Raw genomic sequence first — 24,790 nt, forward strand, 5'->3', positions numbered from 1 at the left:
TATAGCACCAAGATAACTTTTTACTTGTTTCAATATAAATAGAAGTATTTCTAAATAACATTTTTGCAACATTTGAAGCTTAAAATGCGACATATTTTATTTTAATTAGAGTAAAATTGCTTTTATTTCACGTTTCAATACAACATTTATGATAAACATTAAATCTAACACATATAAATTGTACAGACTTCTTCTTTTGATTTTATGCCTTGGGTCTATAATTAGAGTACAATCGCAAGTAGATTTTGAATCCTTAAAATTTAATACAGTAAAAGAAAATATTTTTCAAAGACCAATAACATCCTTATTAGTTGACAAATATGGCTTTTTATGGATAGGTACTGAAGGTGCAGGTTTATATAAATATAATGGTTTCTCATATACATATTACAGGCACAATATAGATGATATTAACAGTATAAATAGTAATTCAATTCGGTCTATGTTTCTTGACAATAATGACCAATTATGGATTGGTACTGATGCAGGACTATGCATCTACAATGAAGATCAGAACTCGTTCAAAAGATTTCAAAATTTAACAGATAATACCTCAGAGAATAATTATGTTAATGTACTTTGTTTTACTCAATATGAGGATAGGTTACTTATAGGCACCTATAACGGTATAAATGAATTAGATTTAAAAAACGGCCATTTAAAGGAATATAAATTAGAGGGTCATGCTATATTGGACTTGGAGTTTTCTGCAAAAGGAGATTTATTTATAGCTACAGATTTAGGGTTAAAAGTAGAACGCTATCATAAACAAGGTTACATTGAAGACATAGATTTACTTAATCTCAACTCTAAATCACACATAACAAGTCTCCATATTGATGAGAGCGAAATGCTTTGGGTTGGCACACTTAAGAATGGAACCTTTAGAGGTGATTTAAGAAAAGTAAATACACCTTTTAACAAATTAAACATTGTTAACAGTACTACAATGGCCATTATTAGCGGCACTAATCATGTTTTTGTTGCGATCGAAAATGAAGGACTATATGTTTTTAATATGTCTGGCGAAATTGTAAAGCACTACCAATACAACGTTCAAGACAATAATGGTATTGGGTCAGATTCGGTTTGGTCCATGCTTCTAGATGCCGAAGATAGACTTTGGTTGGGTTATTATGAAAATGGTTTAGGTTTCTTTGATCAGCATTACAGCAAATTTGAGTCCATACAGCGTCAAGAAATCGAGAACAACATTTATAGCGACGATATAAAAGCTTTTTCTAAAACACAAGATGGCAAAATTTGGATAGCGCAGATTAATGGAATAGATGTTTTAAATACTGAAAATGGTATTATTAAAAATGTTTATGGAACAGTTAACTCAAAATACAAAGGCTTAAAAGAAGGTTTATATATAGAAGATATTTTTGTTGATTCTAAAGGAAATGTATGGGTAGCAACTTGGGGCGAAGGAATTTTCTTTTTACCAAATGGAACTAAAACGTTTTTAAATTTCACAAAAGATAATACTGCTGGAGTCTTAAAAACTAATAAAGTAAGATGTTTTACAGAAGACACTAATAGCAAAGTTTGGATTGGTTCATTCTTAGAAGGTGTCTTTTATTATGATTTAAAAACAAAAATATTAAGCGCTCCAAATAGTGAATCTTATTTAAACTCTGAAATTGTAAATAAAGATGTGAAAGTTATTTATTATGATAGTTTTGGATTCCTTTGGATAGGAACATCATCTGGACTTTATCATATTGAAGAACAAGCTAAATTTACTTTCAATGTTACTGATCATAATGATGCTATTTCTTCTAAGTTTTCAGGTCATCCCAGTTCTAGCAGAATACTTGATATTCATGAAACTCAAGATGGAACCATATGGTATGGGACTAACGGAGGTGGATTGTTTGAGTTTAAAAGAGATAGTAAAGAATTTAAACGTTTGGAACTCGAGGGCTACGATTTGTCATTTGTAAATGCCATATTCGAACCTACAAAAGACGAACTCTGGGTAAGTAGTAAGCAGGGTGTACTAAAAATCGATTTAAACTCAAATCAAGTTAGTCAGTTCAATGTTGATGATGGTTTACTTGAAAATTTTCTAATAGATCGTGCGATAGTAATGGACGACAACAACACATTATATTTGGGTACCAAAAGTGGAATTAATACAATAAAACCTCAAAGTATTAATTATAATCCCCATCTGGCAAAACCTTATTTAAAAGATGTAAAATTATTCAATAAAAAGGTAGATCAACGCGATAAAAATAGCCCTTTAACAATACGAAAAGATTCAAATGCAATAGCTTTAAGGCATAATCAAACAGTTTTAACGATCGGTTACGAAGCCATAAGTTTTACTCGACCAGAAAAAAACCATTACGCCTATTTATTGGAAGGTTTTGAAGACAATTGGAACTATGTAGGCTCAAAAACAAGTGCAACTTATACAAATCTAGAACCTGGAGATTACACTTTTAAACTAAAAGTAGCTAACAATGATAATATATGGAATGAAGTCTCAGATATTCTACACATACAAGTATCACCTCCTTGGTGGAAAACAAATTGGGCATATTTAATTTATATAATGTCTTTAGGCTTATTCATATACCTTTTTATGTATTTATACCGAAAACGTGTTAATGAAATAAATACATTTAGACTTGAAAGAGAACGAAGGCGACAAAAAGGAGAACTTCAACAACAAAAACTTCAATTTTTTACAAATATTTCTCATGAATTTAGAACCCCTCTAACTTTAATAATTAACCCTATTAAAGAACTAATAGAAGCTAGCAAATCTGAATTTTCAAAACCAGTACAACAAAAACATCAAATAATTCATAAAAATGCAGAGCGTCTCTCTCGTCTAATTAATGAGTTAATGGATTTCAGGAAATTACAGTCACATAAACTTCAGTTAAAAGTAAGTCAGTTCAATATTGTGAAAAACACAAAAAGTATCCTCAGTTTTTTTAACGAAGAATCAAAACGAAGAAAAATTCAGCTAGATTTAAAATATGATAACGTGAATTTAGACATCTGGGGAGATAGTGGAATACTAGACAAGGTTTTATTTAATCTATTATCAAATGCTTTTAAAGTAACCCCCAACAAAGGCCGTATAAGTGTAAAAATTGACTCTGCGTCCAAATTAATTTTACCTTTAATAGATAAAGACAATCCCGTACCTGCGGTAATAATAAGTGTTAAAGATAATGGGCCAGGTATAGACCAAAAAGATTACAAAAAAATATTTGACCGATTTTATCAAGTTAGCCAATTAAATAAGTCCTATTATGGAAGTACTGGTGTTGGTTTAGAGATGGTAAAAAGTTTTGTTAAACTTCATAAAGGGATAATAGAAGTTGATAGCGAATTAGGTAAAGGCTCTGTTTTTAAAGTATCTATCCCCTTTGGAAAAATGTTTTTTATAAACAGTGAAACTAACCTTGCGGATACTTACAAGCAAAAAGACAACTTGCAAACTGATTTAAAAACCAAAACTGAAGTTTACAAAATTGAAGATATTCTATCAAAAAAAGTATCTAAACGTAAACTACTTATTGTAGAAGATAATTCGGACCTTCAAGATTACTTGGTTTCAGTTTTAGAAGAAGATTATGATTTAGTCGTAGCATCAGATGGTCAGGAGGGTTGGCTTAAAACTATGGAACATAGACCAGATATTATCATTACCGATGTTATAATGCCTATTATGGATGGGATAGAACTTAGCAAAAAAGTAAAGAACGACCCTACATTAAATCAAACTCCAATTGTAATGCTAACCGCTAAAAACCTTACAGAAGATAGAATTAAAGGAATGAAAGTAGGTGCAGAAGCGTATCTTGTTAAACCCTTCGATAATAAAGAACTAAAAGTGGTTATAGAACAGCTTCTTCTTAAAAAAACACGATTAGTTGAACAATACTCTAATGTTTCGCCTATTATCGAAGATGAAAAAGAAAAAGATTTAGATAATGATTTTATTCAAAGAGTTTTGAATTATATTCATGATAATATTGAGAATTCATCTTTAAATGTTGAAAAATTGTCTTCACATCTTTGTTTAAGTCGAAGTCAAGTTTACAGAAAAATTAAAGCTTTAACTGGTCTATCTCCAATTGAATTTATTAGAAGAGTAAGATTAGAAAGATCAAGAACAATTTTTCAGAACGATAAAAACTTAAATGTTAGTGAAGTGGCACATAAAGTAGGCTTTTTATCTGCATCATATTTCACAGTTTGTTACAAAAAGCAGTTTGGAGAATTACCAAAAGGGCGTAAAGTGAGCTCTTAAATTAACTCTGTAACATATTTAAAAATTAGTTAAATTCAATTTCAAAATTACAAATAGCAGTAGCTTTTGCTAGGTATCATGCAAATGCAACATATGAAATATTTATTGCATCAAATAAATTGCTCCTGTTGCAATTACTAGACATAAATTGCAATCAGCATTGCAGAAGTTGGATTAACTCAATATATTTTTTGAAACCAACAAAAGACTAAAACTATTTAATCAAAACTAAATTCTAACATGAAATTAAAGAACTTATGTATTGTTTTCTTTTTGACCATTGCAGGTCAAATCATAGGACAAACAGTTACTGGAACAGTTACTTCAAACGGAGGACCATTACCAGGAGCTAATGTTACTGTTAAAAACCAATCTAAAGGCGTGGTTACAAATTTTGATGGAAATTACACCTTGGATAATATCAGTAATGGCGACGTTATTGTATATTCTTTTGTAGGTTTTATATCAAAAGAAGTTTCATACTCAGGGCAAAAAGAGATAAACGTTTTTCTAGACGAGGACTTAGTCGGTCTAGATGAGATAGTTATTGTAACCTACGGAACGCAGAGAAACACACCAGTTTCTGTTGTGAAATCTGAAGACCTTAGTGAATTTCCGACAGCAGATTTGGGTCAAGCGTTACAAGGAAGAGCCGCTGGTGTAACTGTTACTAATGGAGGATCTCCAGGATCACAAACTTTAGTGCAAATACGTGGTGTAAACACATTTGGTGATGGTACACCACTTTATGTTGTAGATGGTGTTTTCACTAACAGTATTAATAGTCTTGACTTATCAAGTGTGGAGAAAGTTGATATATTAAAAGACGCCGCTTCACTTGCTGTATATGGTTCAAGAGGAACCAATGGTGTAGTTTTAATAACAACTAAGAAAGGAAAGGCGGGTAAAACATCCTTTACGGTTCAAGCTTCTGCAGGGATTCAGGAGTTTAACAGAAGGTATGACCTTATGAATACTTCACAGTATATCCAATTCTTAAGAGAAATAAATGCACTAGTAGGACAAAATGGAGGACCAGATGATCCAATAGAAAGAATAAATGATAATCCCTTATTTGATGGTAATGGTATCGATACCGATTGGCAAGATGCTTATTTTAGACAAGCCCCCCTTTATAACGTTAACGGTAATATAAACGGTGGTAGTGAAAAAGCTAGATTTAATATAGGTTTTTCTAGGCTTAGTCAGGATGGTGTGTATATAGACACTGGTTTTAACCGATCAACGTTGAATATCAATGCAGATGCTAGTATAGCTGATTGGGTAGATATAGGACAAACCCTTGCATTAGCGCATAGCGAAACCATTCTTCCCGAACGTTTTGAAGGTAGAGATCCTTTGTGGAATATTATCGGGCAAGCACCCTATGTGCCTGTTATCGACCAAAATGGTCTTTTTGGTGGAACTGCCTCAGGCGACCTTAATGATGCAAGAAATCAAATTAGAGTTCAGGAGACTAACGATAACTTATCAAGATTTTCATCTATCATTGGTAGTTTATATGCTACTTTTAAATTGGCTGAAGGCCTTACTTTTAGAACACAATTTGGTTTAAATGCAAATTTGAATTTATTTGATGCGCAAAATAGAGCGTTCGAAGAGGGTGGTGGTAGATTTGAAAACCCTATAAATTTTATTACTAAAAATAGACAGACAGTTTCCCAGACTATATTCACAAATACTTTAGCTTTCGATAAGACTTATGGCAAGCATTCTGTAAATGCTTCTGCCGTTTTAGAACAAACAAAAATTAAGCTAGAGTCAGCATCCATTTCTGATAACAACACAGTGTCATCAAGTATTCCTGAAGTATTTTCACCAAATGCTAGAGCCACATCTTTTTCTGTTCCAGAAAACTTAAATTCTGTTCTGTTTCTTGGAGGGTATGAGTTCGATAAAAGATATTCGGTAAGTGCTTCTGGACGTAGAGATACATCTTCAAGGTTTGCTCCTGAAAATGCTTCAGAGTGGTTTTTCTCTGGGGCATTAGGTTGGAACGTAACTAATGAATCCTTCTTTAATGTGGATTGGATTAATAATCTGAAACTAAGAGCAAGTTATGGAGAGACAGGAAATAATAGGACTGGAAATACAGTTAACCAATTCTTGCCTACATTAGGTCTAAATTTACCTTCTTCAATTAATAATGAAACAGCAACTGGTATTAGTCCAAATAATGCGGCTAATCCTGATATAAGATGGGAAACTCAAATTAAGCAGAACTATGGTTTTAATTTAGGAATTTTGAACGATCAGATACAGGTAACTGTTGATTATTTCAAAAACAGAAGTGAGGATTTATTAATACCCGTAGAATTAGCAGCATCAGCAGGTATTCCTGGGAATGCGCAAACAGGACCATCAGTTATAAGAAATGTGGGTATTGTAGATGTAAAAGGTTTTGAGTTCACATTAGGCTACAATGATTACAAAGGAGATTTTAAATGGAATTTTTGGGCCAATTTAACAACTGCTCAAAATGTTGTTGAAAGTTTAGGTGTTAGTGGAGAACCCATTGAACGTGCTAGATTGAATCCACCATTTGCTGCTCCTTTAAATAGATTAGCAGTAGGTGAAGCACCATTCCATTTTTTTGGTTTAGTAGCTGATGGTGTCTTTTCTACTCAAGAACAAATAGATGCGGAGTTACCTAATAATAGCAGTGCTGCTGTACCAGTGCAACCTGGTGATGTAAGGTATCTTGATATAAGTGGTAACGGACAAATTGGTTTAGAAGACAGAGCCGTTATTGGTGATCCTAATCCAGATTTCACATATTCCGTTAACTTGAGAGCTGAATATAAAGGCTGGGATTTTAATGTATTGCTCAATGGCGTTCAAGGTGTTGATGCTTTTAATAGTAACATTTACTATTTAGAAGGCTTAGATAACGGGTTGAATTACGGCACACGTGTAATACGCAGATGGCAAAATCCAGGTGATATTACAGATATACCAAGATTTAGGTTTGGATCCAATATCAATAACGAAATTTCTTCCCGTTATATTGAAGACGCATCCTATCTTAGGTTGAGAAACGTTACTGTTGGTTATAACCTTCCTAGTAATTGGATAAATAAATCAGGTAATGGCTTAATTAAAAAGCTTAGGGTTTATGTACAAGGTCAGAATTTGTTAACTTTAACTAATTACACAGGACTCGATCCTGAAATAGCACCATTTTATAATGCGCTAGGGCTCGTAGATGGGCTAGGAATTGACAGAAGTGCACAACCAAGACCAGTTACCGTATTAAGCGGAATTCAAATAGAGTTTTAAAATAATAGAATTGTTAAGATGAAAAAAATTAGTAATTATTTTTTGGGTTTTGCAGTGTTGTTTGCATTATTGCTTATAGCCGCATGTGACGAAGATGTGCCTGTTGAGAATACAAATGCATTAAACCCTGAGATTTTCTTTGAGTCTCGAAGTCAAGTAGAAGCAGCTGTTAACTCAGCTTATAATCAATTTCAAACCTTATATCAGCGTGTAGGTTATGTTTTTCCGGATGCAATTTCTGATGAGGTTGTCGCTAGTGGAGATCCAAACTTTGCACCTTATAATAGGTTTGAGTTTAATGCCACTCTTGATAATATTGCATTGTATTGGACTGCTTGTTTCAACGGTGTAGGAGCCTGTAACTTTGTCATAGGGAATGAAGACAGGATGAGAGCCAATACTGAAGGCTCTGATTTTTCTAACGAAGATATTGATAATGCATTAGGACAAGCCTATTACTTAAGAGCACTTTACTATTATCACTTAGTAAAACGTTTTGGTGGCGTACCCCTAAAAATAGATGTTCTTACAGCTACTGAAGACCAACCAAGGGCAACGGCTGATCAAGTCTACAATCAAATAATAGCAGACTTACAAATGTCAACAAGTTTGACTTCACCAAAAGGAGCAACAGAAACAGGACGTGTTACAAAAGAGGCAGCCTATGCAATGCTTGGGAAAGTATATTTGCATAGACAGCTATACCCTGAAGCCCAAGATGCCTTTAGCAACGTTATAAATCATAGCTTACTTCCGATAGAAGAATACCGTGATAACTTTAGTGAAACAGGAGAACATAATGATGAGTCTATGTTTGAGATAGGTTATAATGGTGAAGTTGGCACTGAAGCAGAACGATGGGCTCAAACAGGAATAGGAACATCAGAAGTAACGTTTCGTTCTCAAGATTATACTGGATGGGCTAATGCAAGACCATCTACTAAAGTTATAGAAGAATTTGAGGAAGATGACCCAAGGTTAGACCTCGCTATTTTACAAGATGAAGATAATACTTATGGTCCAGGAGATGCTTTTCAATTTCCTTGCCCAGGATGTGTAGGTGGACCAGTTTGGTATAAGTTTTCACAATTGTATGATGAGCAAAATGTATCACAAAATAGTGGAGTTAATGTTAGAATAATGAGATATGCCGATGTGGTACTAATGCAAGCAGAAGTTGAAATGAATTTAGGAAATAATGATGTTGCTGTAGATTTTCTAAACGAAATTAGAGACAGAGCGGGAATGCCAAGGTATGGAACCGCCACAATGGATGCAAGAGGTTTTCCTGTAAATACTAGAGACCAAATTTTCAGAGCCATAGTACATGAAAGGTTTGTTGAACTATGTGGTGAGCAGGTTAGATTTGATGATTTAGTCAGGTGGAATCTAGATGACCAAGAATTATCTATTTTTCCAGATGCTAATTTTAACAACCCAGATCCATCCTTACAAGTTATAAGAAATTATGATCCATCCGTACATCGTGTTATGCCAATTCCACAAAATGAGATTGATGCTAACACCCAAATGAGTGCAGGGGATCAAAATCCAGGATACTAGTATTGAGTTAGTTTAGTTTGTTAAATAAATGGGCGGAAATTTTATTTTCGCTCATTCATTTTTTATATTAATCAAGTAAAAAAGGATTTGTTTAAAAAGAATGAAATACACAAATAAAAAATACATATTGAATAAGCTATTATTGCTAATTTCTGTAACCCTATTTTTAACTTGCGATAACAATAAAAAGAAAGATAAGCAGGATTTAAAGGATTACGTTGCTAATAAAATATTCACAAAACTTTCTGCTGAGGATACGAGAATAACATTTGAAAATAGACTCATAGAAAATGATACTATAAATTATTTTACTTACCCTTATATCTATATGGGAGGAGGAATTGCTACAGGTGACATCAATAATGATGGCCTAACAGATCTTTTCTTTTCTGGTAATATGGTAGATAATAAATTATACTTAAACGAAGGTAATTTGAAATTTAAAGATATTACTCAAGTTGCTAATATTACAGGCGATAATAGATGGTATACAGGTACTACCATGGCTGATGTAAATGGCGACGGACTACTAGACATTTACTGCCTAGTGGCAGGACAATCTGGAAATAAAAAGAACCAACTTTTCATAAATAAAGGTGATAATACTTTTGAGGAGAAAGCATCCGAATTTGGTTTGGATGATGCTGGAAATAGCGTAGATGCAACCTTTTTTGATTTCGATAATGACGGGGATTTAGATGTATACGTGGCTAATTATCCTATAACACCATTTAAATACAATAGCTATCATTATAAGATGCGAATGGACAGGGTAACCGACTTAGAGTCCGATCATCTTTATCGAAATGATGGAGATAAATTCACTAAAATCACTCAGTCGGCTGGTGTTAAATTATATAGTCTATCTCTAAGTGTAACCGCATCAGATTTAAATGATGACGGCTATACCGATCTTTATATTTCAAACGATTTTGGCACACCAGATTGTCTTTATATTAATCAAAAGGATAGTACGTTTAAAAACGAAATTAAAACTGCCACAGCACATACATCATTCTATGGAATGGGCGTAGATATTGCTGATTTTAATAATGACGGACATTTAGATATTGTGCAAATGGATATGGATGCCGCTTCAAATAGGCGATCAAAAGCAAATATGGCTAGCATGAATCCAGAGCTATTCGAAAATATGGAAAAAATCGGATTTCAATATCAATTCATGCAAAATTCTCTACAGATTAATACAGGTTTTAAGCACGAGGGTATTCCAAAATTCAAAGACATTTCACGTTTAGCTGGTGTCTCATCTACAGATTGGAGTTGGGCTCCGCTCTTGGCAGATTTTGATAATGATGGTTATAAAGACCTGTTTGTATCTAATGGGACACGTAGAGAAATTAATAATAAAGATTTTTTTGCAAATCTAGAAGGTGAAAAAAAGCATAAAGATAGCTTGTTAAAGAAAAGCCTAATGATTCCTTCAGAAGCTATAGATAATTATATATTTAAAAATAATGGAGACCTCACGTTTTCAAAAAGTAATGCGGATTGGGGTATTGAAGACAAAGGGTTTTCCAATGGTGCCGTTTATGTTGATTTGGATAACGATGGAGATTTAGAACTCATAACAAATAATATAGATAAAACCGCTTCTGTTTTCGAAAATCATAGCTCTAATATTAATAATTATTTAAGCTTAGACCTTAAAGGAAGTGAAAAAAACAAGTTTGGTATTGGTGCTAAGGTTCATGTCTTCCATGACCAGAAACATCAAATTCAAGAAGTAACATTAAGTCGAGGTTTTCAATCTTCTGTGGCACCAAAACTCCATTTTGGATTGGGAAAATCGAATTTAGTTGACAGCCTTATAGTTATTTGGCCTAACCAAAAATCTCAGAAATTAGTAGAAGTTGAAGCAAATACCAGTTTAGTATTAGATTCTAAATTGGCTAAGGATACTTATAACAAGCAAATTTCAGTAAGTGAGCTATTTCAAAGTTATTCAGATACTTTAGCATTATATAAGCACAAAGAGAATAATTATAACGATTTTAAAAAGGAAATTCTTTTACCTCATAAAACATCACAATTTGGTCCAGGTTTGGCAGTTGGTGATCTAAACGGTGATGGTTTGGATGATTTTTATATTGGGGCAGCATCCAAATATCCAGGAGGTTTATTTTATCAAAACACCGATGGTTCTTTCCAGCAGCAAAAATTTAAAATATTACTGGAAGATAGAAATCATGAGGATATTGGCGCTCTTATTTTTGATGCCGATAAAGATGGAGATAATGATTTATATATTGTTAGTGGTGGCAATGAATTTGCACCAGGCTCCCCTATGTTAAAAGATCGTTTATATGTTAATCAAGGAGATGGCACATTTCAAAAAAATATTAGAGCTTTACCGCCTATTTTTGAGAGCGGCAGTAGAGTTTATGCTTGTGATTTTGACAAAGATGGAGATCAAGACTTATTTGTTGGTGGAAGGTTAGTTCCAGGAAACTACCCTTATCCAGCGTCAAGTTATATTTTAGAAAATGTAAGTGAACCAGGTGTACCTAAATTTAGAAATGTAACAACTAAAGTTGCTACAATTTTTAAAAGACTAGGTTTAGTTACTTCTGCCCAGTGGTTTGACTATGACAATGATGGATGGAAAGATTTAGCCCTAACTGGTGAGTGGATGAAACTGAGAGTATTCAAAAATGAAAACGGAACTAGCTTTAAAGAAGTAACAGAAGACCTTGGTTTAGATGATACTATGGGTTGGTGGTTTAGTCTAAAAGCAAATGACATTGATAGTGACGGTGACCTAGATCTAGTTGCTGGGAATTTAGGAGATAATTACAAATATAAGGCCTCAGGAAACGAAACATTTGATGTATACTTGAATGATTTTGATGGTAATAGAACAAATGACATTGTATTAAGTTACTACAATGAAGGCGAGCAATACCCTGTGAGAGGTAGGGAATGTTCTTCTCAACAGATACCATCCATAAAAAAGAAGTTTAAAAATTATAATGAATTCTCTGAAGCCACCTTAATAGATGTATATGATAAAAAGAAGCTTGAAAGCGGAATCCATTATCAAGTGTCGTCCTTTAAAAGTGCGATATTTATTAATGAAGATGGCAAATTTAAAAGACATGATTTACCGGTTAAAGCCCAAATCGCACCAACAAATCAAATTTTAATTAAAGATTTTGATGTGGATGGAATCAAGGATATTATTTTAGGTGGTAACCTTTATGCTTCAGAGGTAGAAACTCCAAGAGCTGATGCAGGCTTTGGAACTTTTCTAAAAGGATCTAAAGGGTTTGTTTTCGAACCATTAGCTCCAAAAAAGACAGGGCTTTTTATAGATGGTGATGTTAAGGACCTCGCTATTATTAATGTTAAAGGGGAACCTTTTATTTTAGTTGCTAAGAATAATGATTTTTTAAGCTTTGTTGCAGTGAAACATAAAAACAATAATTAAAATTTTTAATATTAAAAATAAAAAAAAGGGCTTTCATTGAAAGTCCTTTTTTATACAAGTTTAATCAGATTCCTGATTCCTTAACTATTCATAAGCTCTTACAACAATATCTGCTATCTCTCCAAATGGCCAAGTAAGATTCTGTCTATTAAATATTGCGAGACCATCATTTGATACTCCACTGTTTCCGTTGTCCCACCAAACGCTAGCCATACCTCTTGAAGCAGCTGCTTCAGCATAATATGTGGCATGAGCGATACGATCGGATAGGTTGTTTTGATTTCCTGAGCTCCATTCACCCAAAACTACAGGATGTCCATTATCTATAAATTTCGTTTTTATTTTATCCATCTCTGCATCTAATTGTTGCTTATCACTATCACTACCCCAAGTTGTATCTGTACCTCCTAGAGTAAATGGAAATGGAAAATAAGAATGAAGTGAAATTATAGTGTTACTATCATTGTTTGGAATTACCAAATCATTAATTGCCTGAGGGAGCGTACTAGCTGCATATGTAGAAATCATTATCTGCCTAGTACTATTATTCCCTCCAGTGGCTCTAATTGCATCTAAGCAGACTTTATGATATTGATTAACCACATCTCTTCCTTCTGCTGTTCCACCTGTCCATTCTTGAGGAGTATTTTCATGTCTAGGTTCATTCAAGGTTTCAAAAATCACATAATCACTGTAATTCTTAAACTTATTAGCAATTTGAGTCCACAATTTAGAAAGCCTATCTTTTACTGAGTCTGCATTATCATTAGTTGGAACGATCCATGTATCATCATGATGGACATTAACAATAACGTACATCTCATTAGCCCTTACATAATTAACAACTTCTTCAACACGATTTAACCAAGCTTCGTTAACCTTATAATCTGGACCCGGACCTTGTTGAAAACGCCATGTAACAGGAACTCTTATGGTATTAAAACCTCTATTTCTAATTTCATTAATGAGGGCTCTGGTAGTAACAGGATTGCCCCAATGTGTCTCGCTTGGTCCTTCGGCATCTAGACTGTTTCCTAAATTCCATCCAGCTTTCATTTCGGCAACAATTTTGGAAGATGATAAATTTCTGATTTCTCCATTGTCAAACTCACTTGCTACGCGCCCGCTTACGTCATCTGGGGCTTCTTGTTCAACTCTAGTAATTCTCATCGTTGGTTCATCACAAGACGATGCAAAAAGGAAAAAGGAAAATAATAATATACAATATTTCATAACTAATTTTTTTCCAAAGTTAATGTAGTAAGTAAACACATGCATATCTGTAATGATGTAAAATCACAAACAAATGTAGCATCTTAACTAATATAGATTGTTACGTAAGAACAAATAAACAAATACCAACTAATGGGCTTTACCAAATAAAGCTTGAAGTTCTCTCAAGTATTTTTTGTCACTTAACAATTAGCTTCTACATAACTGAGTTCTTATTCATTCCTGTAAAGTTGTATAACGCATCATTTGTGATATAACTTGCGTGATATGAATTAATTGAATGTCTTGAGATAGAATTAGTTTTATGGTATTAATTTTAAAACTTTAAATTATGATTAAAAAACTACTTGTATGCGCAACAATTGTTTGCAGTTCTATTTTTGTAAATGCTCAAAGCATGACAAACCTCGTTTTTGAACCTACTATTTTACCAACGTCTACAACAGTAGATATAACATTTGACTACAGTGGTATTTCTGCTGGAGATGTTTTTGAATGGCAGTTATTTTTAGCACTTCCTGATGGCACTCCTAATTGGGCCTCTGGACGAAACATTGCTTATGAAGGTAATATTACTCCAAACGCAATTGGCTCTGGAACACAAACGGTTACAATTAATATCTTTAATGACCCTGTTGACGGAGAAGTGTTTACTTGGACTGGTAAAATCACTCTAGGCGCAGATGGGTCAGATACAGGTTTTAATAATGCTGGAAACCTTGTTACAATCTCCTCTACAGCAAGCACTGATGATTTTTTTAATAAAACAATTTCTGTTTACCCAAACCCTGTAAAGAATGAATTGAATATTAGAAATACAGGTTTAACTATTGAGACAATTTCAATTTTAGATATGACTGGTAAAACGATTTTAAAAGATGTAAAAGTAATCGAATTTGTTGACGTTTCGAATTTAACACAAGGATTCTATTTTTTAAGAACAAACGACAATAGAACCATAAAATTTATTAAAAACTAGTACCAGAAATAAAAAGAAAAACGTTAGAAAAAATTGAATTTTTTTTGAAAAAGTAATAAATATAAAATGAATAAAAGTTTGAGACAAAGTACAACTATTTTAATGCTAATTTTCATAACAGGAAGTTACGCTCAATCAAAAAAACATTTAGATAAAAGTAAATCTATTGAAGAGCGCATTTCCCTGTTAATTAATGAAATGACTCTAGATGAAAAAGTAGGACAAATGAATCAGTATAACGGCTCTTGGGATTTTACGGGCCCCTTACCAGAATCTGGTTCTGAAGAGGAAAAGTATGAACACATAAAAAAAGGATGGGTTGGGTCTATGTTGAGTGTACGAGGCACTAAAAAAGTCAGAGCTGTTCAAAAAATCGCAGTAGAAGAATCTCGTTTAGGTATTCCTATAATTTTTGGTTTTGATGTAATTCATGGTTACAAAACTTTAAGTCCAATTCCTCTGGCTGAAGCTGCTAGTTGGGATTTAGAAGCCATTAAGATGTCTGCAAGTGTTGCAGCCGATGAAGCTTCGGCTTCAGGGCTCAATTGGACATTTGGACCAAACGTTGATATTTCTAATGATGCCAGATGGGGGCGTGTTATGGAAGGGGCAGGTGAAGACACTTACCTTGGAACAAAAATAGCCAGAGCTAGAGTAACTGGCTTTCAAGGCGAAAACTTAGATGCCAATAATACTATTGCATCGTGCGCTAAACATTTTGCGGGATATGGTTTTGCTGAAGCTGGTTTAGAGTATAATAGTGTGGAGATGAGTCATTCAAAATTATACAATGTAGTACTTCCAACTTTTAAGGCGGCCGTAGATGCTGGTGTACGAACATTTATGAACTCTTTTAATACATTAAATGGTATTCCTGCAACTGGAGATTATTTTTTACAAAGAGATATTTTAAAAGGAGATTGGGGTTTTGATGGCTATGTGGTTTCAGATTGGGCGTCCATTAGAGAAATGATAGTTCATGGTTTTGCTGCAGATGGAGCTGATGCTTCTGCAAAAGCTGTTAAGGCGGGTTCTGATATGGATATGGAATCGCATTTATACGTAAAAGAATTAGTTGACCTAGTTGAAAATGGCACTGTTGAAGAGCGTCTTATTGATGATGCAGTACGAAGAATACTTCGTGTTAAATTTGAGTTAGGATTGTTTGATGACCCTTACAGATATTGTAATGAAGAAAGAGAGAAAGCAACAATTGGTAACCAAGCAATAAATAGTGCTGTATTAGATATGGCAAAGAAATCAATTGTATTATTAAAAAACGAAGGAGACTTATTACCGCTAAAGAAATCGGGACAAAAAATTGCTTTAATAGGCGCTTTAGCTGCAGATAAAAATAGTCCACTAGGAAGTTGGAGAATTGCCGCAGATGATAATACTGCTGTATCTGTCTTAGAAGGAATGAAACAATACAAAAACAACAAACTTATCTATGAAAAAGGAACTGATGTATCTATTGGTAAACAATCATTTGTTGAAGAAGTAAAAATAAATACTGATGATTTTTCAGGTTTTGAGGCTGCAGAAAAAGTAGCCAAAGGTGCTGATGTCGTAGTTATGGTACTTGGAGAAGTTGGTTTTCAGAGTGGTGAGGCCAGAAGTAGAACAGAATTGGGATTACCAGGGAACCAACAACAATTATTAGAAGCAATATATAAAGTTAATAAAAACATCGTTTTAGTTTTAAATAATGGCCGCCCTTTAGCCTTACCTTGGGCAGCGGAACATATCCCTGCTATTGTTGAAGCTTGGCAGCTTGGAACTCAAACTGGTAATGCTGTAGCACAAGTGTTATATGGCGATTATAATCCAAGTGGGAAATTACCAATGTCCTTTCCTCGAAATGTTGGGCAATGTCCAATATATTACAATCATCTCAATACAGGTAGACCGGCCAATACTCAAGACAATGTCTTTTGGTCACATTATATTGATGTTGAAAAAACACCATTATTTCCATTTGGTTATGGTCTAAGTTATACAACCTTTAAATATAAAAACTTAAAATTAGAAAAATCTAAATACAAAAAGGGTGATGTTGTAAAACTAAGTGTTGAGGTATCAAATACTGGTAACTTAGATGGAAAAGAAGTGGTACAACTTTATATTAACGATCCTGTAGCGAGTATCGTAAGACCAGTGAAACAATTAAAAGGTTTTGAACTGATTAAACTTAAAAAAGGGGAAACTAAAACAGTAAAATTTACGTTAACTGATGCGGAACTTGGTTTTTTTAATAACAAGGGTGAATATTTAGTAGAATCAGGAATCTTTAATATTATGGTTGGTGGTCAATCTGATAAAGGTTTAAAAGATAAATTTGAATTAGAATAATTGCTATAATGCTTAACTTACATGCTATGAAAAACATAAAAAGCGCCAAAATAATTCACTTAACTTTAGTTCTAATTATTACATTTTTTTCTTGTGCAAATGATGAAGGATCAATTACAAAAATACCTGAACCAATTGTACTTTCTTTTGAGCTTGTTGTATCTCAACAGAACACTTTAAGAATCACAGCAAATAATACCTCGACAGGAATAAACGGATTAAATAGTTATTGGCAATTTACAGAAAATGGTCCTAAAGTTACTGATGAAGCTGGACCTGAAATGCATTTATACGATGCCTCAGGCGATTATTTAGTAACACTAACCGTTGAGGCTCCAGAGGGAGATATTCAACTTAGTAAAACAGTAACTGTTACCGACAGTAATGAAATGCAACCACCATTAAAAGATGCAACTAATAGTTTCTCTGTTGGAATGGCTGTTAAATCTAGCCAACTTAACACCCAACATTCAGATATTTTAATACGCGAATTCAACAACTTGACTGCAGAATTTGAAATGAAGATGAATATCATGTACCCATCACAAGGAAATTATGATTTCACTGCCGCCGATGCAATTGTGAACTATGGTGTTGACAATAATATGAATATTCATGGTCACACCCTAATTTGGCATACAGCCACCCCAGAATGGGTTAATAATTTTTCGGGCACTGATGAAGAATTTGAAGATATGATTGAAGATTATATTACAACTGTAGTAACTAGATATGCTGGAGTTGTAAGGTCTTGGGATGTAGTAAATGAGGCTATTGAAGATAACACTAATAACCTCAGAAATTCTGTTTTTAGACAGCGAATGGGTGATGATTATATTTCAAAATGTTACCAATTTGCAAGAAATGCAGACCCAAACGCCTTACTATTTTACAATGATTATAATATTACTTTTGATGTTGGAAAACAAGAAGCAACATTTGCAATTGTAGATGATTTGAGGTCTAAAAATTTAATTGATGGTATTGGAGCTCAAATGCATATAGACATCTTTTTCCCCTCAGCTACACAAATACAAAGTATAATTGATGGCACAGTATCCAGAGGACTAAAAATGCATTTTGCAGAGTTAGATGTGAGAGTAAATCCAAATAACGACCTTACCTTTTTAACGGAAGCAAGAGCAATAGCACAACAAAATAAGGTAAGAGAAGTTGTAGAATTATACAATGCCATACCTGATGCTAATAAGTTTGCTTTAACCGTTTGGGGAATGCGAGATAGTGAAACATGGCTTATCGATTTTTGGGGACAACCCGATTGGCCTCTGTTGTATGATGATATTTTTAAGCCTAAACTAGCCCACAAAGGATTCTTAGAAGCATTAGATAATTAAATATATCTGCTTTTAAAGATTATTGAAATTTAAAAATTAAACAAAAATAAAAGCCTCATCAAAAAAATTGATGAGGCTTTGTACTGAAGACGGGACTTGAACCCGTACGTCCTAATGGACATTGGATTTTAAGTCCAACGTGTCTACCAATTCCACCACTTCAGCATTGGTATATTTTAAGAAAGTTTCAGAGCGAAAGACGGGATTTGAACCCGCGACCCCCACCTTGGCAAGGTGATGCTCTACCCCTGAGCTACTTTCGCAGTCTTTTAAATGAACGCACAACCTTTAGATTGCGGATGCAAATTTAAAATATTTCTAGGAATTGCAAAGCCTTTTAGCGAAATAAATAAAAATAATTTTACGCTTGTTTTTTCTTAACCAACATACGTTTAATTTCATTCAATTTCATTAGTGCTTCAACAGGCGTAAGTGTATCAATATCAATGTGTAGTATTTCATCTTTAATATTTTCTAACAAAGGATCGTCTAGATTGAAAAAACTCAATTGCATATCATCATTTAAGGTTTTCACCTTATCAGTGAGTTCTTCACTGGAATGTGATTGTTCTAATTTCTTCAAAATGGTGTTAGCCCGATGTAAAACTTGTTGAGGCATACCAGCCATTTTAGCTACATGAATACCAAAACTATGTGCGCTTCCCCCTTCTACAAGTTTTCTTAAGAATAGCACATTATCTTTTAACTCTTTTACAGATACATTGAAATTTTTTATCCTACCAAAAGTATCACTCATTTCATTTAACTCATGATAATGTGTAGCAAACAACGTTTTTGGTTTTGCTGGGTGTTCATGTAAATACTCGCTAATTGCCCAGGCTATGGAAATACCATCATAGGTACTTGTACCGCGACCAATTTCATCAAGCAACACTAAACTTCTATCTGATATATTGTTAAGAATAGAAGCGGTTTCATTCATTTCTACCATAAAAGTGGACTCGCCCATTGAAATATTATCGCTAGCACCAACTCTTGTAAAAATTTTATCTACTAATCCTATTCTAGCACTTTCTGCAGGCACAAAACTTCCTATTTGAGCTAATAAAACTATCAAGGCCGTTTGACGTAATATTGCAGATTTACCAGACATATTTGGCCCCGTAATCATAATAATTTGCTGCTCTGTTCTATCTAAAAAAACATCATTTGCAATATAAGCTTCACCCAGAGGCAATTGTTTCTCTATAACGGGATGACGCCCATTTTTAATTTCTAAATCGAAAGAATCATCAAGTATTGGGTATACGTAATTATTATCTTTTGCTAGTTGAGAAAACCCACATAAACAGTCTATTTGACCAACTAAATAAGCATTTTGCTGTACTGGCTTTATGTATTGATTTAACCAACTTACCAATTCGGAAAATAGTTGCTGTTCTATGGCTTGAATTCTATCTTCGGCACCCAAAATTTTGGCCTCATATTCTTTAAGCTCTTCAGTAATGTAACGTTCTGCATTCACTAAAGTTTGTTTCCGAATCCATTCTTCCGGAACTTTATCTTTATGCGTATTTCTAACTTCTATGTAGTAACCAAAAACGTTATTTGATGCTATTTTAAGTGATGTAATGCCAGTGCGTTCACTTTCGCGCTCTAGCATAGCATCAAGGTAATCTTTACCAGATTTAGACAAACCTCTTAATTCATCTAATTCTTTAGAAAAACCAGAAGCAATACTATTCCCTTTTAACACATTTACTGGTGCATCTTCATTTAAAGTCTCTTTTATTTTTTCACGAAGCACATCACAACTTTGAAGTTTATCACCAATAATTTTTAGTGATTCATTATTACAATTGGATGCTAAAGACTTAATAGGAACAATAGCTTCTAATGAGTTTTTAAGCTGAATTACTTCACGAGGATTCACCTTTCCTGTGGCTGTTTTAGAAATTAATCGCTCTAAATCGCCTATCTGTTTTATGTGGTTTTGTATTTTCTGAAGTATTGTGTTTTCTTTAGTTAAAAAACTTACTACTTCATGACGTTGCTTAATCTTGTCTACGTTTTTTAACGGCAATGCTAACCAACGTTTTAAAAGCCTTCCACCCATTGGCGAAATGGTTTTATCAATAACATTTAAAAGGGTTACAGCATTATTATTAGTAGAATTGTAAAGCTCTAAATTTCTAATTGTGAATTTATCCATCCAAACATACTCATCTTCAGCAATTCTAGAAATACCCGTAATATGTTGTAGTTTATGATGTTGGGTTTCTCCTAAATAATGAAGTATGGAACCCGATGCGATAATACCTTCATACAAATTTTCAATACCAAAACCCTTTAAAGTCTTGGTGTTAAAATGCTTTATTAAAGTTTCATATGCATAATCTGTTTGATATACCCAATCTTCTAAATAAAAGGTATGAAAATCGTCTCCAAAAGTTTCGTTAAAAAGCGTTCTTTTTTGTTTGGGCACTAATACTTCACTCGGACTAAAGTTTTGAAGTAATTTATCGATATACTCTGCATTACCTTGAGAGGTTAAAAACTCGCCTGTTGAAATATCTAAAAACGAAATACCTATGTATTTTTTATCAAAATAAACCGAGCATAAAAAATTATTAGATTTAGATACTAAAACCTCATCATTAAGGGCAACTCCCGGAGTAACTAATTCTGTAACACCACGTTTTACAATAGTTTTGGTTTGTTTAGGGTCTTCCAATTGATCGCAAATAGCAACACGCTCGCCTGCTTTTACTAATTTAGGTAAATACGTATTTAACGAATGATGCGGAAACCCAGCCAACTCGGTTTCACTTTCGCTACCTGCTCCACGTTTGGTTAAAATAATACCTAAAATTCCTGCCGCCTTAACAGCATCACTTCCAAAGGTTTCATAAAAATCGCCCACACGAAACAATAGTAAAGCATCTGGATACTTTGCTTTAATAGCATTGTATTGCTTCATTAATGGGGTTACTTTTTTTGCCTTTTTAGCCAACTTTAAAACAGTTTAATTTTATTCAAAAACTTCAGTAAGATTGCTAATGTACCAAGATTTTGATTTTTTTAGAAACTGAATTAATAGAAGTTATCTACAATTATTAACAATCAAGCTGTTTTAAAATTTAATTAAAAAAAGCCTTAAACATAAATGCTTAAGGCTTTTAATTTTATTGAAATTTAGTTCGTTATAATACTGCTAAAACTAACCAACAATATTTACAATTTTACCAGGAACCACAATTACCTTTTTAGGTGTACGTCCTGCTAATTGCTCTTGTGTTTTTTCGTTTGCTAAAACTGCTTCTTCAATAGCGTCTTTACTCATATCCAAAGGCAATTCCATTGTGAAACGCATTTTACCATTAAACGAAATCGGGTAATTCTTGATGCTTTCTACTAAATGGCTTGCATCAAACTCTGGAAATGGTGCAGTTGAAATAGATTCATTATTTCCTAATTGTTCCCATAATTCTTCAGCAATATGCGGTGCATAAGGAGAAATTAAAACCAGAAGAGGTTCTAAAATATCTTTTGATGTACATTTTTGAGCCGTTAATTCGTTTGCAGCGATCATAAAGGTAGACACTGATGTATTAAACGAAAAGTTCTCAATATCTTCTTGCACCTTTTTAATGGTTTTATGCAACGTTTTTAAATTATCTTTGGTTGGTGTAGCATCTGTAACTTTTAATCCGTTATCATCTGCATATAATTTCCAAAGCTTTTTTAAGAACGAATGTACACCTGTAATACCTGCGGTATTCCAAGGTTTGTATTGTTCTAAAGGCCCTAAAAACATTTCGTATAAACGTAAACTGTCTGCACCATATTTTATGCATATATCATCAGGATTTACAACATTATACCAACGTTTCGACATCTTTTCAACTTCTCTAGAAACTATAAAGTCGTTATCATTCTCATAGTGATAAATTGCCCATTTATGCTCTTTCCTCCATTCTAAAAATTTATCAATATTTAATTTATCATTACCATCAATCATATTAACATCAACATGTATTGAAATATGATTAAACACTAAATTACCTTTTAAAAATTTAATGATTTCCGGTTCTTGTTTTCCTTTTAATTGATTTGCAATTGGGTTATCTTTACCAAATATTTTATCAAAATTATCAGGAATATCTTTGAGAATCACATTGATAATTTCATTTTCAATTTTTTCGTCTTTAAACCAATCATTACTATCAGGCAATAAATTTTTGGAATAAAAACTCATTCTAGCCTTAATTGGGTGAATTTCAGGAACATTATTTTTATTATACGGAAGTCCAACTAATAAACTCTTAATTTTTGCACTATTACCCAAAATCATCCCTTGGTTAATCAGTTTTTTAGCATATTCATCTTTAGGCACAACGCCTTTATCAAACAAGAATTTTTGCCAAAAACGAGAGTATAATAAATGCCCTGTGGCATGTTCGCTTCCGCCAATGTATAAATCTACATCTTGCCAATAGTCCAACGCTTCTTTACTTGCAAATTCGTTTTCATTATTGGCATCCATATAGCGGTTAAAATACCAGGAGCTTCCTGCCCACCCAGGCATGGTGTTTAATTCTAATGGATGAATCGTTTCATTATCAATTAAGTAATTAGAAACAACTTCATTCTTTTCGGTATCCCAAGCCCAAACGGTTGCGTTTCCCAATGGTGGCTCGCCTGTTTCGGTTGGTAAGTACTTTTCAACTTCAGGGAGTTTTATTGGTAAATGCTCCACATCAATCATTTGTGGCATTCCATTTACATAATATACTGGAAAAGGTTCGCCCCAATAACGCTGACGGCTAAATACGGCATCACGCAAACGGTAGTTGGTTTTTCCTTCGCCTTGACCAATTTTCTCTAATTCGTAAATAGCACGCTTGGTCGCTTTTTTATAGTTGAGTCCGTTTAGGAAATCACTATTTCCAATAACGGTTTTTTCTTTATCTGAAAACGCCTCTTCTGAAATATCAACGCCTTCAAAAATGTTAGGAATCGGGATATTAAAATGTTTTGCAAAGGCATAATCACGTTCATCTCCACATGGCACGGACATTACTGCTCCTGTTCCGTAGCCCGCTAATACATAATCGCCAATCCAAATAGGAATTAATTTTTCTGTAAACGGATGTATGGCATAAGCACCTGTAAACACGCCCGAAATGGTTTTTACATCGGCCATTCTATCGCGCTCGCTGCGTTTTGCAGTCGCTTCAATATAAGCGTCAACCTCATCTTTTTGTTCTGGTGTTGTTATTTGTTGAACCAAATCGTGTTCTGGAGCAAGCGTCATAAAACTAACTCCAAAAATAGTATCAGGTCTTGTGGTAAATACTTCAATTTCTGCAGCTTCTTTTACTTCATTTGAAACCACTTTAAATTTTACTTGTGCACCAACTGATTTCCCAATCCAATTACGCTGACTTTCTTTTAAAGAATCTGTCCAATCTATAGTATCTAAACCTTGTAATAAACGTTCAGCATATGCAGAAATACGCATACTCCACTGTGTCATTTTTTTACGAATAACAGGATGACTACCACGTTCTGAAACACCATTTACAATTTCATCATTAGCTAAAACCGTTCCTAATGCTGGACACCAGTTTACTTCTGTCTCTGCTAAATAGGTAAGTCTGTATTGTAGCAATATTTCTTGTTGTTCTTCTGATGAAAAATTACGCCATTCTTCAGCAGTAAACGCCTCTGTATCATTATCACAAACCGCATTTATGTTGGCATTTCCAGATTCTTCAAAAACATTGATTAAATCCTTGATATCAAATGCTTTTTCATGGTCTTTACAATACCAAGAATTGAATAATTGAATAAAAATCCATTGTGTCCATTTATAATAATTTGGGTCTGAAGTACGAACCTCTCGAGACCAATCGAATGAAAACCCTATTTGATCTAATTGACGACGATATGTTTTAATATTTTCGGCAGTTGTAATTGCTGGATGTTGCCCTGTTTGAATTGCATATTGTTCGGCAGGCAAACCAAAACTATCATAACCTTGAGGATGTAATACATTAAACCCTTGATGGCGTTTGTAACGCGCATAAATATCAGAAGCAATATAACCTAACGGATGCCCAACATGTAAGCCCGCTCCACTTGGATAAGGAAACATATCTAAAACATAGTATTTTGGCTTATCGCTTTTATTTTCAGCTTTAAACGTTTGGTTCTCTGCCCAATACTTTTGCCATTTGGCTTCTATGTCGTTGAAATTGTATTTCATTGTAATGATTTCCGCTTAATAAGGCGCAAATTTACGTTTTATA

The 24,790-nt window shown here is 33.7% G+C and carries 10 protein-coding genes and 2 tRNA genes; 7 read left to right on the top strand and 5 right to left on the bottom strand.

What is annotated here, in order from left to right:
* Positions 1-148: 148 nt before the first annotated feature.
* The 4 genes from ABD939_RS06760 (at position 149) to ABD939_RS06775 (ending at position 12,596) form a co-directional block, all read left to right on the top strand.
* Positions 149-4,282, top strand: coding sequence for a hybrid sensor histidine kinase/response regulator transcription factor (locus ABD939_RS06760; RefSeq protein WP_345166096.1), 4,134 nt, complete (start codon positions 149-151; stop codon positions 4,280-4,282).
* A 240-nt stretch (positions 4,283-4,522) separates the two neighbouring features.
* Positions 4,523-7,582, top strand: coding sequence for a SusC/RagA family TonB-linked outer membrane protein (locus ABD939_RS06765; RefSeq protein WP_345166098.1), 3,060 nt, complete (start codon positions 4,523-4,525; stop codon positions 7,580-7,582).
* A gap of 18 nt (positions 7,583-7,600) precedes the next feature.
* Entirely contained in the window at positions 7,601-9,145 is a 1,545-nt protein-coding gene (locus ABD939_RS06770; protein ID WP_345166101.1) for a RagB/SusD family nutrient uptake outer membrane protein, read from the top strand.
* Positions 9,146-9,245: 100 nt separating this feature from the next.
* A complete protein-coding gene (locus tag ABD939_RS06775; RefSeq protein WP_345166104.1) occupies positions 9,246-12,596 on the top strand; it encodes a CRTAC1 family protein in 3,351 nt (1,116 codons plus the stop codon).
* A gap of 84 nt (positions 12,597-12,680) precedes the next feature.
* Here the strand turns inward: ABD939_RS06775 and ABD939_RS06780 are convergent, their stop codons facing one another.
* A complete protein-coding gene (locus ABD939_RS06780; RefSeq protein WP_345166107.1) occupies positions 12,681-13,829 on the bottom strand; it encodes a glycoside hydrolase family 5 protein in 1,149 nt (382 codons plus the stop codon).
* Between the two features lie 331 nt (positions 13,830-14,160).
* Between ABD939_RS06780 and ABD939_RS06785 the strand changes: the two genes are divergently transcribed.
* From ABD939_RS06785 to ABD939_RS06795, 3 genes are all read left to right on the top strand, one after another.
* On the top strand, positions 14,161-14,808 hold the full coding sequence (locus tag ABD939_RS06785; RefSeq protein WP_345166109.1) for a T9SS type A sorting domain-containing protein: 648 nt from the start codon (positions 14,161-14,163) through the stop codon (positions 14,806-14,808).
* Positions 14,809-14,874: 66 nt separating this feature from the next.
* On the top strand, positions 14,875-17,160 hold the full coding sequence (bglX, locus tag ABD939_RS06790; protein ID WP_345166112.1) for a beta-glucosidase BglX: 2,286 nt from the start codon (positions 14,875-14,877) through the stop codon (positions 17,158-17,160).
* 26 nt (positions 17,161-17,186) lie between these two features.
* Positions 17,187-18,515, top strand: coding sequence for an endo-1,4-beta-xylanase (locus ABD939_RS06795; RefSeq protein WP_345166115.1), 1,329 nt, complete (start codon positions 17,187-17,189; stop codon positions 18,513-18,515).
* Positions 18,516-18,596: 81 nt separating this feature from the next.
* Here ABD939_RS06795 and ABD939_RS06800 read toward each other — a convergent pair.
* The 4 genes from ABD939_RS06800 to ABD939_RS06815 all read right to left on the bottom strand — a co-directional run bounded on the left by ABD939_RS06800 (position 18,597) and on the right by ABD939_RS06815 (position 24,747).
* Positions 18,597-18,680, bottom strand: a tRNA-Leu gene (locus ABD939_RS06800).
* Positions 18,681-18,706: 26 nt separating this feature from the next.
* Positions 18,707-18,778, bottom strand: a tRNA-Gly gene (locus tag ABD939_RS06805).
* Positions 18,779-18,876: 98 nt separating this feature from the next.
* Positions 18,877-21,489 (bottom strand): DNA mismatch repair protein MutS, encoded by a 2,613-nt coding sequence (gene mutS, locus ABD939_RS06810; protein ID WP_345166118.1) that lies wholly within the window; start codon positions 21,487-21,489, stop codon positions 18,877-18,879.
* Positions 21,490-21,696: 207 nt separating this feature from the next.
* Positions 21,697-24,747: a leucine--tRNA ligase gene (locus tag ABD939_RS06815; RefSeq protein ID WP_345166121.1), complete on the bottom strand. Its 3,051-nt coding sequence runs from the start codon at positions 24,745-24,747 to the stop codon at positions 21,697-21,699.
* Positions 24,748-24,790 lie beyond the last annotated feature (43 nt).

Source organism: Algibacter aquimarinus, from assembly GCF_039543265.1.
Classification (GTDB): domain Bacteria; phylum Bacteroidota; class Bacteroidia; order Flavobacteriales; family Flavobacteriaceae; genus Algibacter_B; species Algibacter_B aquimarinus.

Bases quoted from the DNA above. Each gene is read 5' to 3' on its own strand.
- ABD939_RS06760 (WP_345166096.1), top strand. From the start codon at position 149: ATGATAAACATTAAATCTAACACATATAAATTGTACAGACTTCTTCTT.
- ABD939_RS06765 (WP_345166098.1), top strand. From the start codon at position 4,523: ATGAAATTAAAGAACTTATGTATTGTTTTCTTTTTGACCATTGCAGGT.
- ABD939_RS06770 (WP_345166101.1), top strand. From the start codon at position 7,601: ATGAAAAAAATTAGTAATTATTTTTTGGGTTTTGCAGTGTTGTTTGCA.
- ABD939_RS06775 (WP_345166104.1), top strand. From the start codon at position 9,246: ATGAAATACACAAATAAAAAATACATATTGAATAAGCTATTATTGCTA.
- ABD939_RS06780 (WP_345166107.1), bottom strand. From the start codon at position 13,829: ATGAAATATTGTATATTATTATTTTCCTTTTTCCTTTTTGCATCGTCT.
- ABD939_RS06785 (WP_345166109.1), top strand. From the start codon at position 14,161: ATGATTAAAAAACTACTTGTATGCGCAACAATTGTTTGCAGTTCTATT.
- bglX (WP_345166112.1), top strand. From the start codon at position 14,875: ATGAATAAAAGTTTGAGACAAAGTACAACTATTTTAATGCTAATTTTC.
- ABD939_RS06795 (WP_345166115.1), top strand. From the start codon at position 17,187: ATGAAAAACATAAAAAGCGCCAAAATAATTCACTTAACTTTAGTTCTA.
- ABD939_RS06815 (WP_345166121.1), bottom strand. From the start codon at position 24,747: ATGAAATACAATTTCAACGACATAGAAGCCAAATGGCAAAAGTATTGG.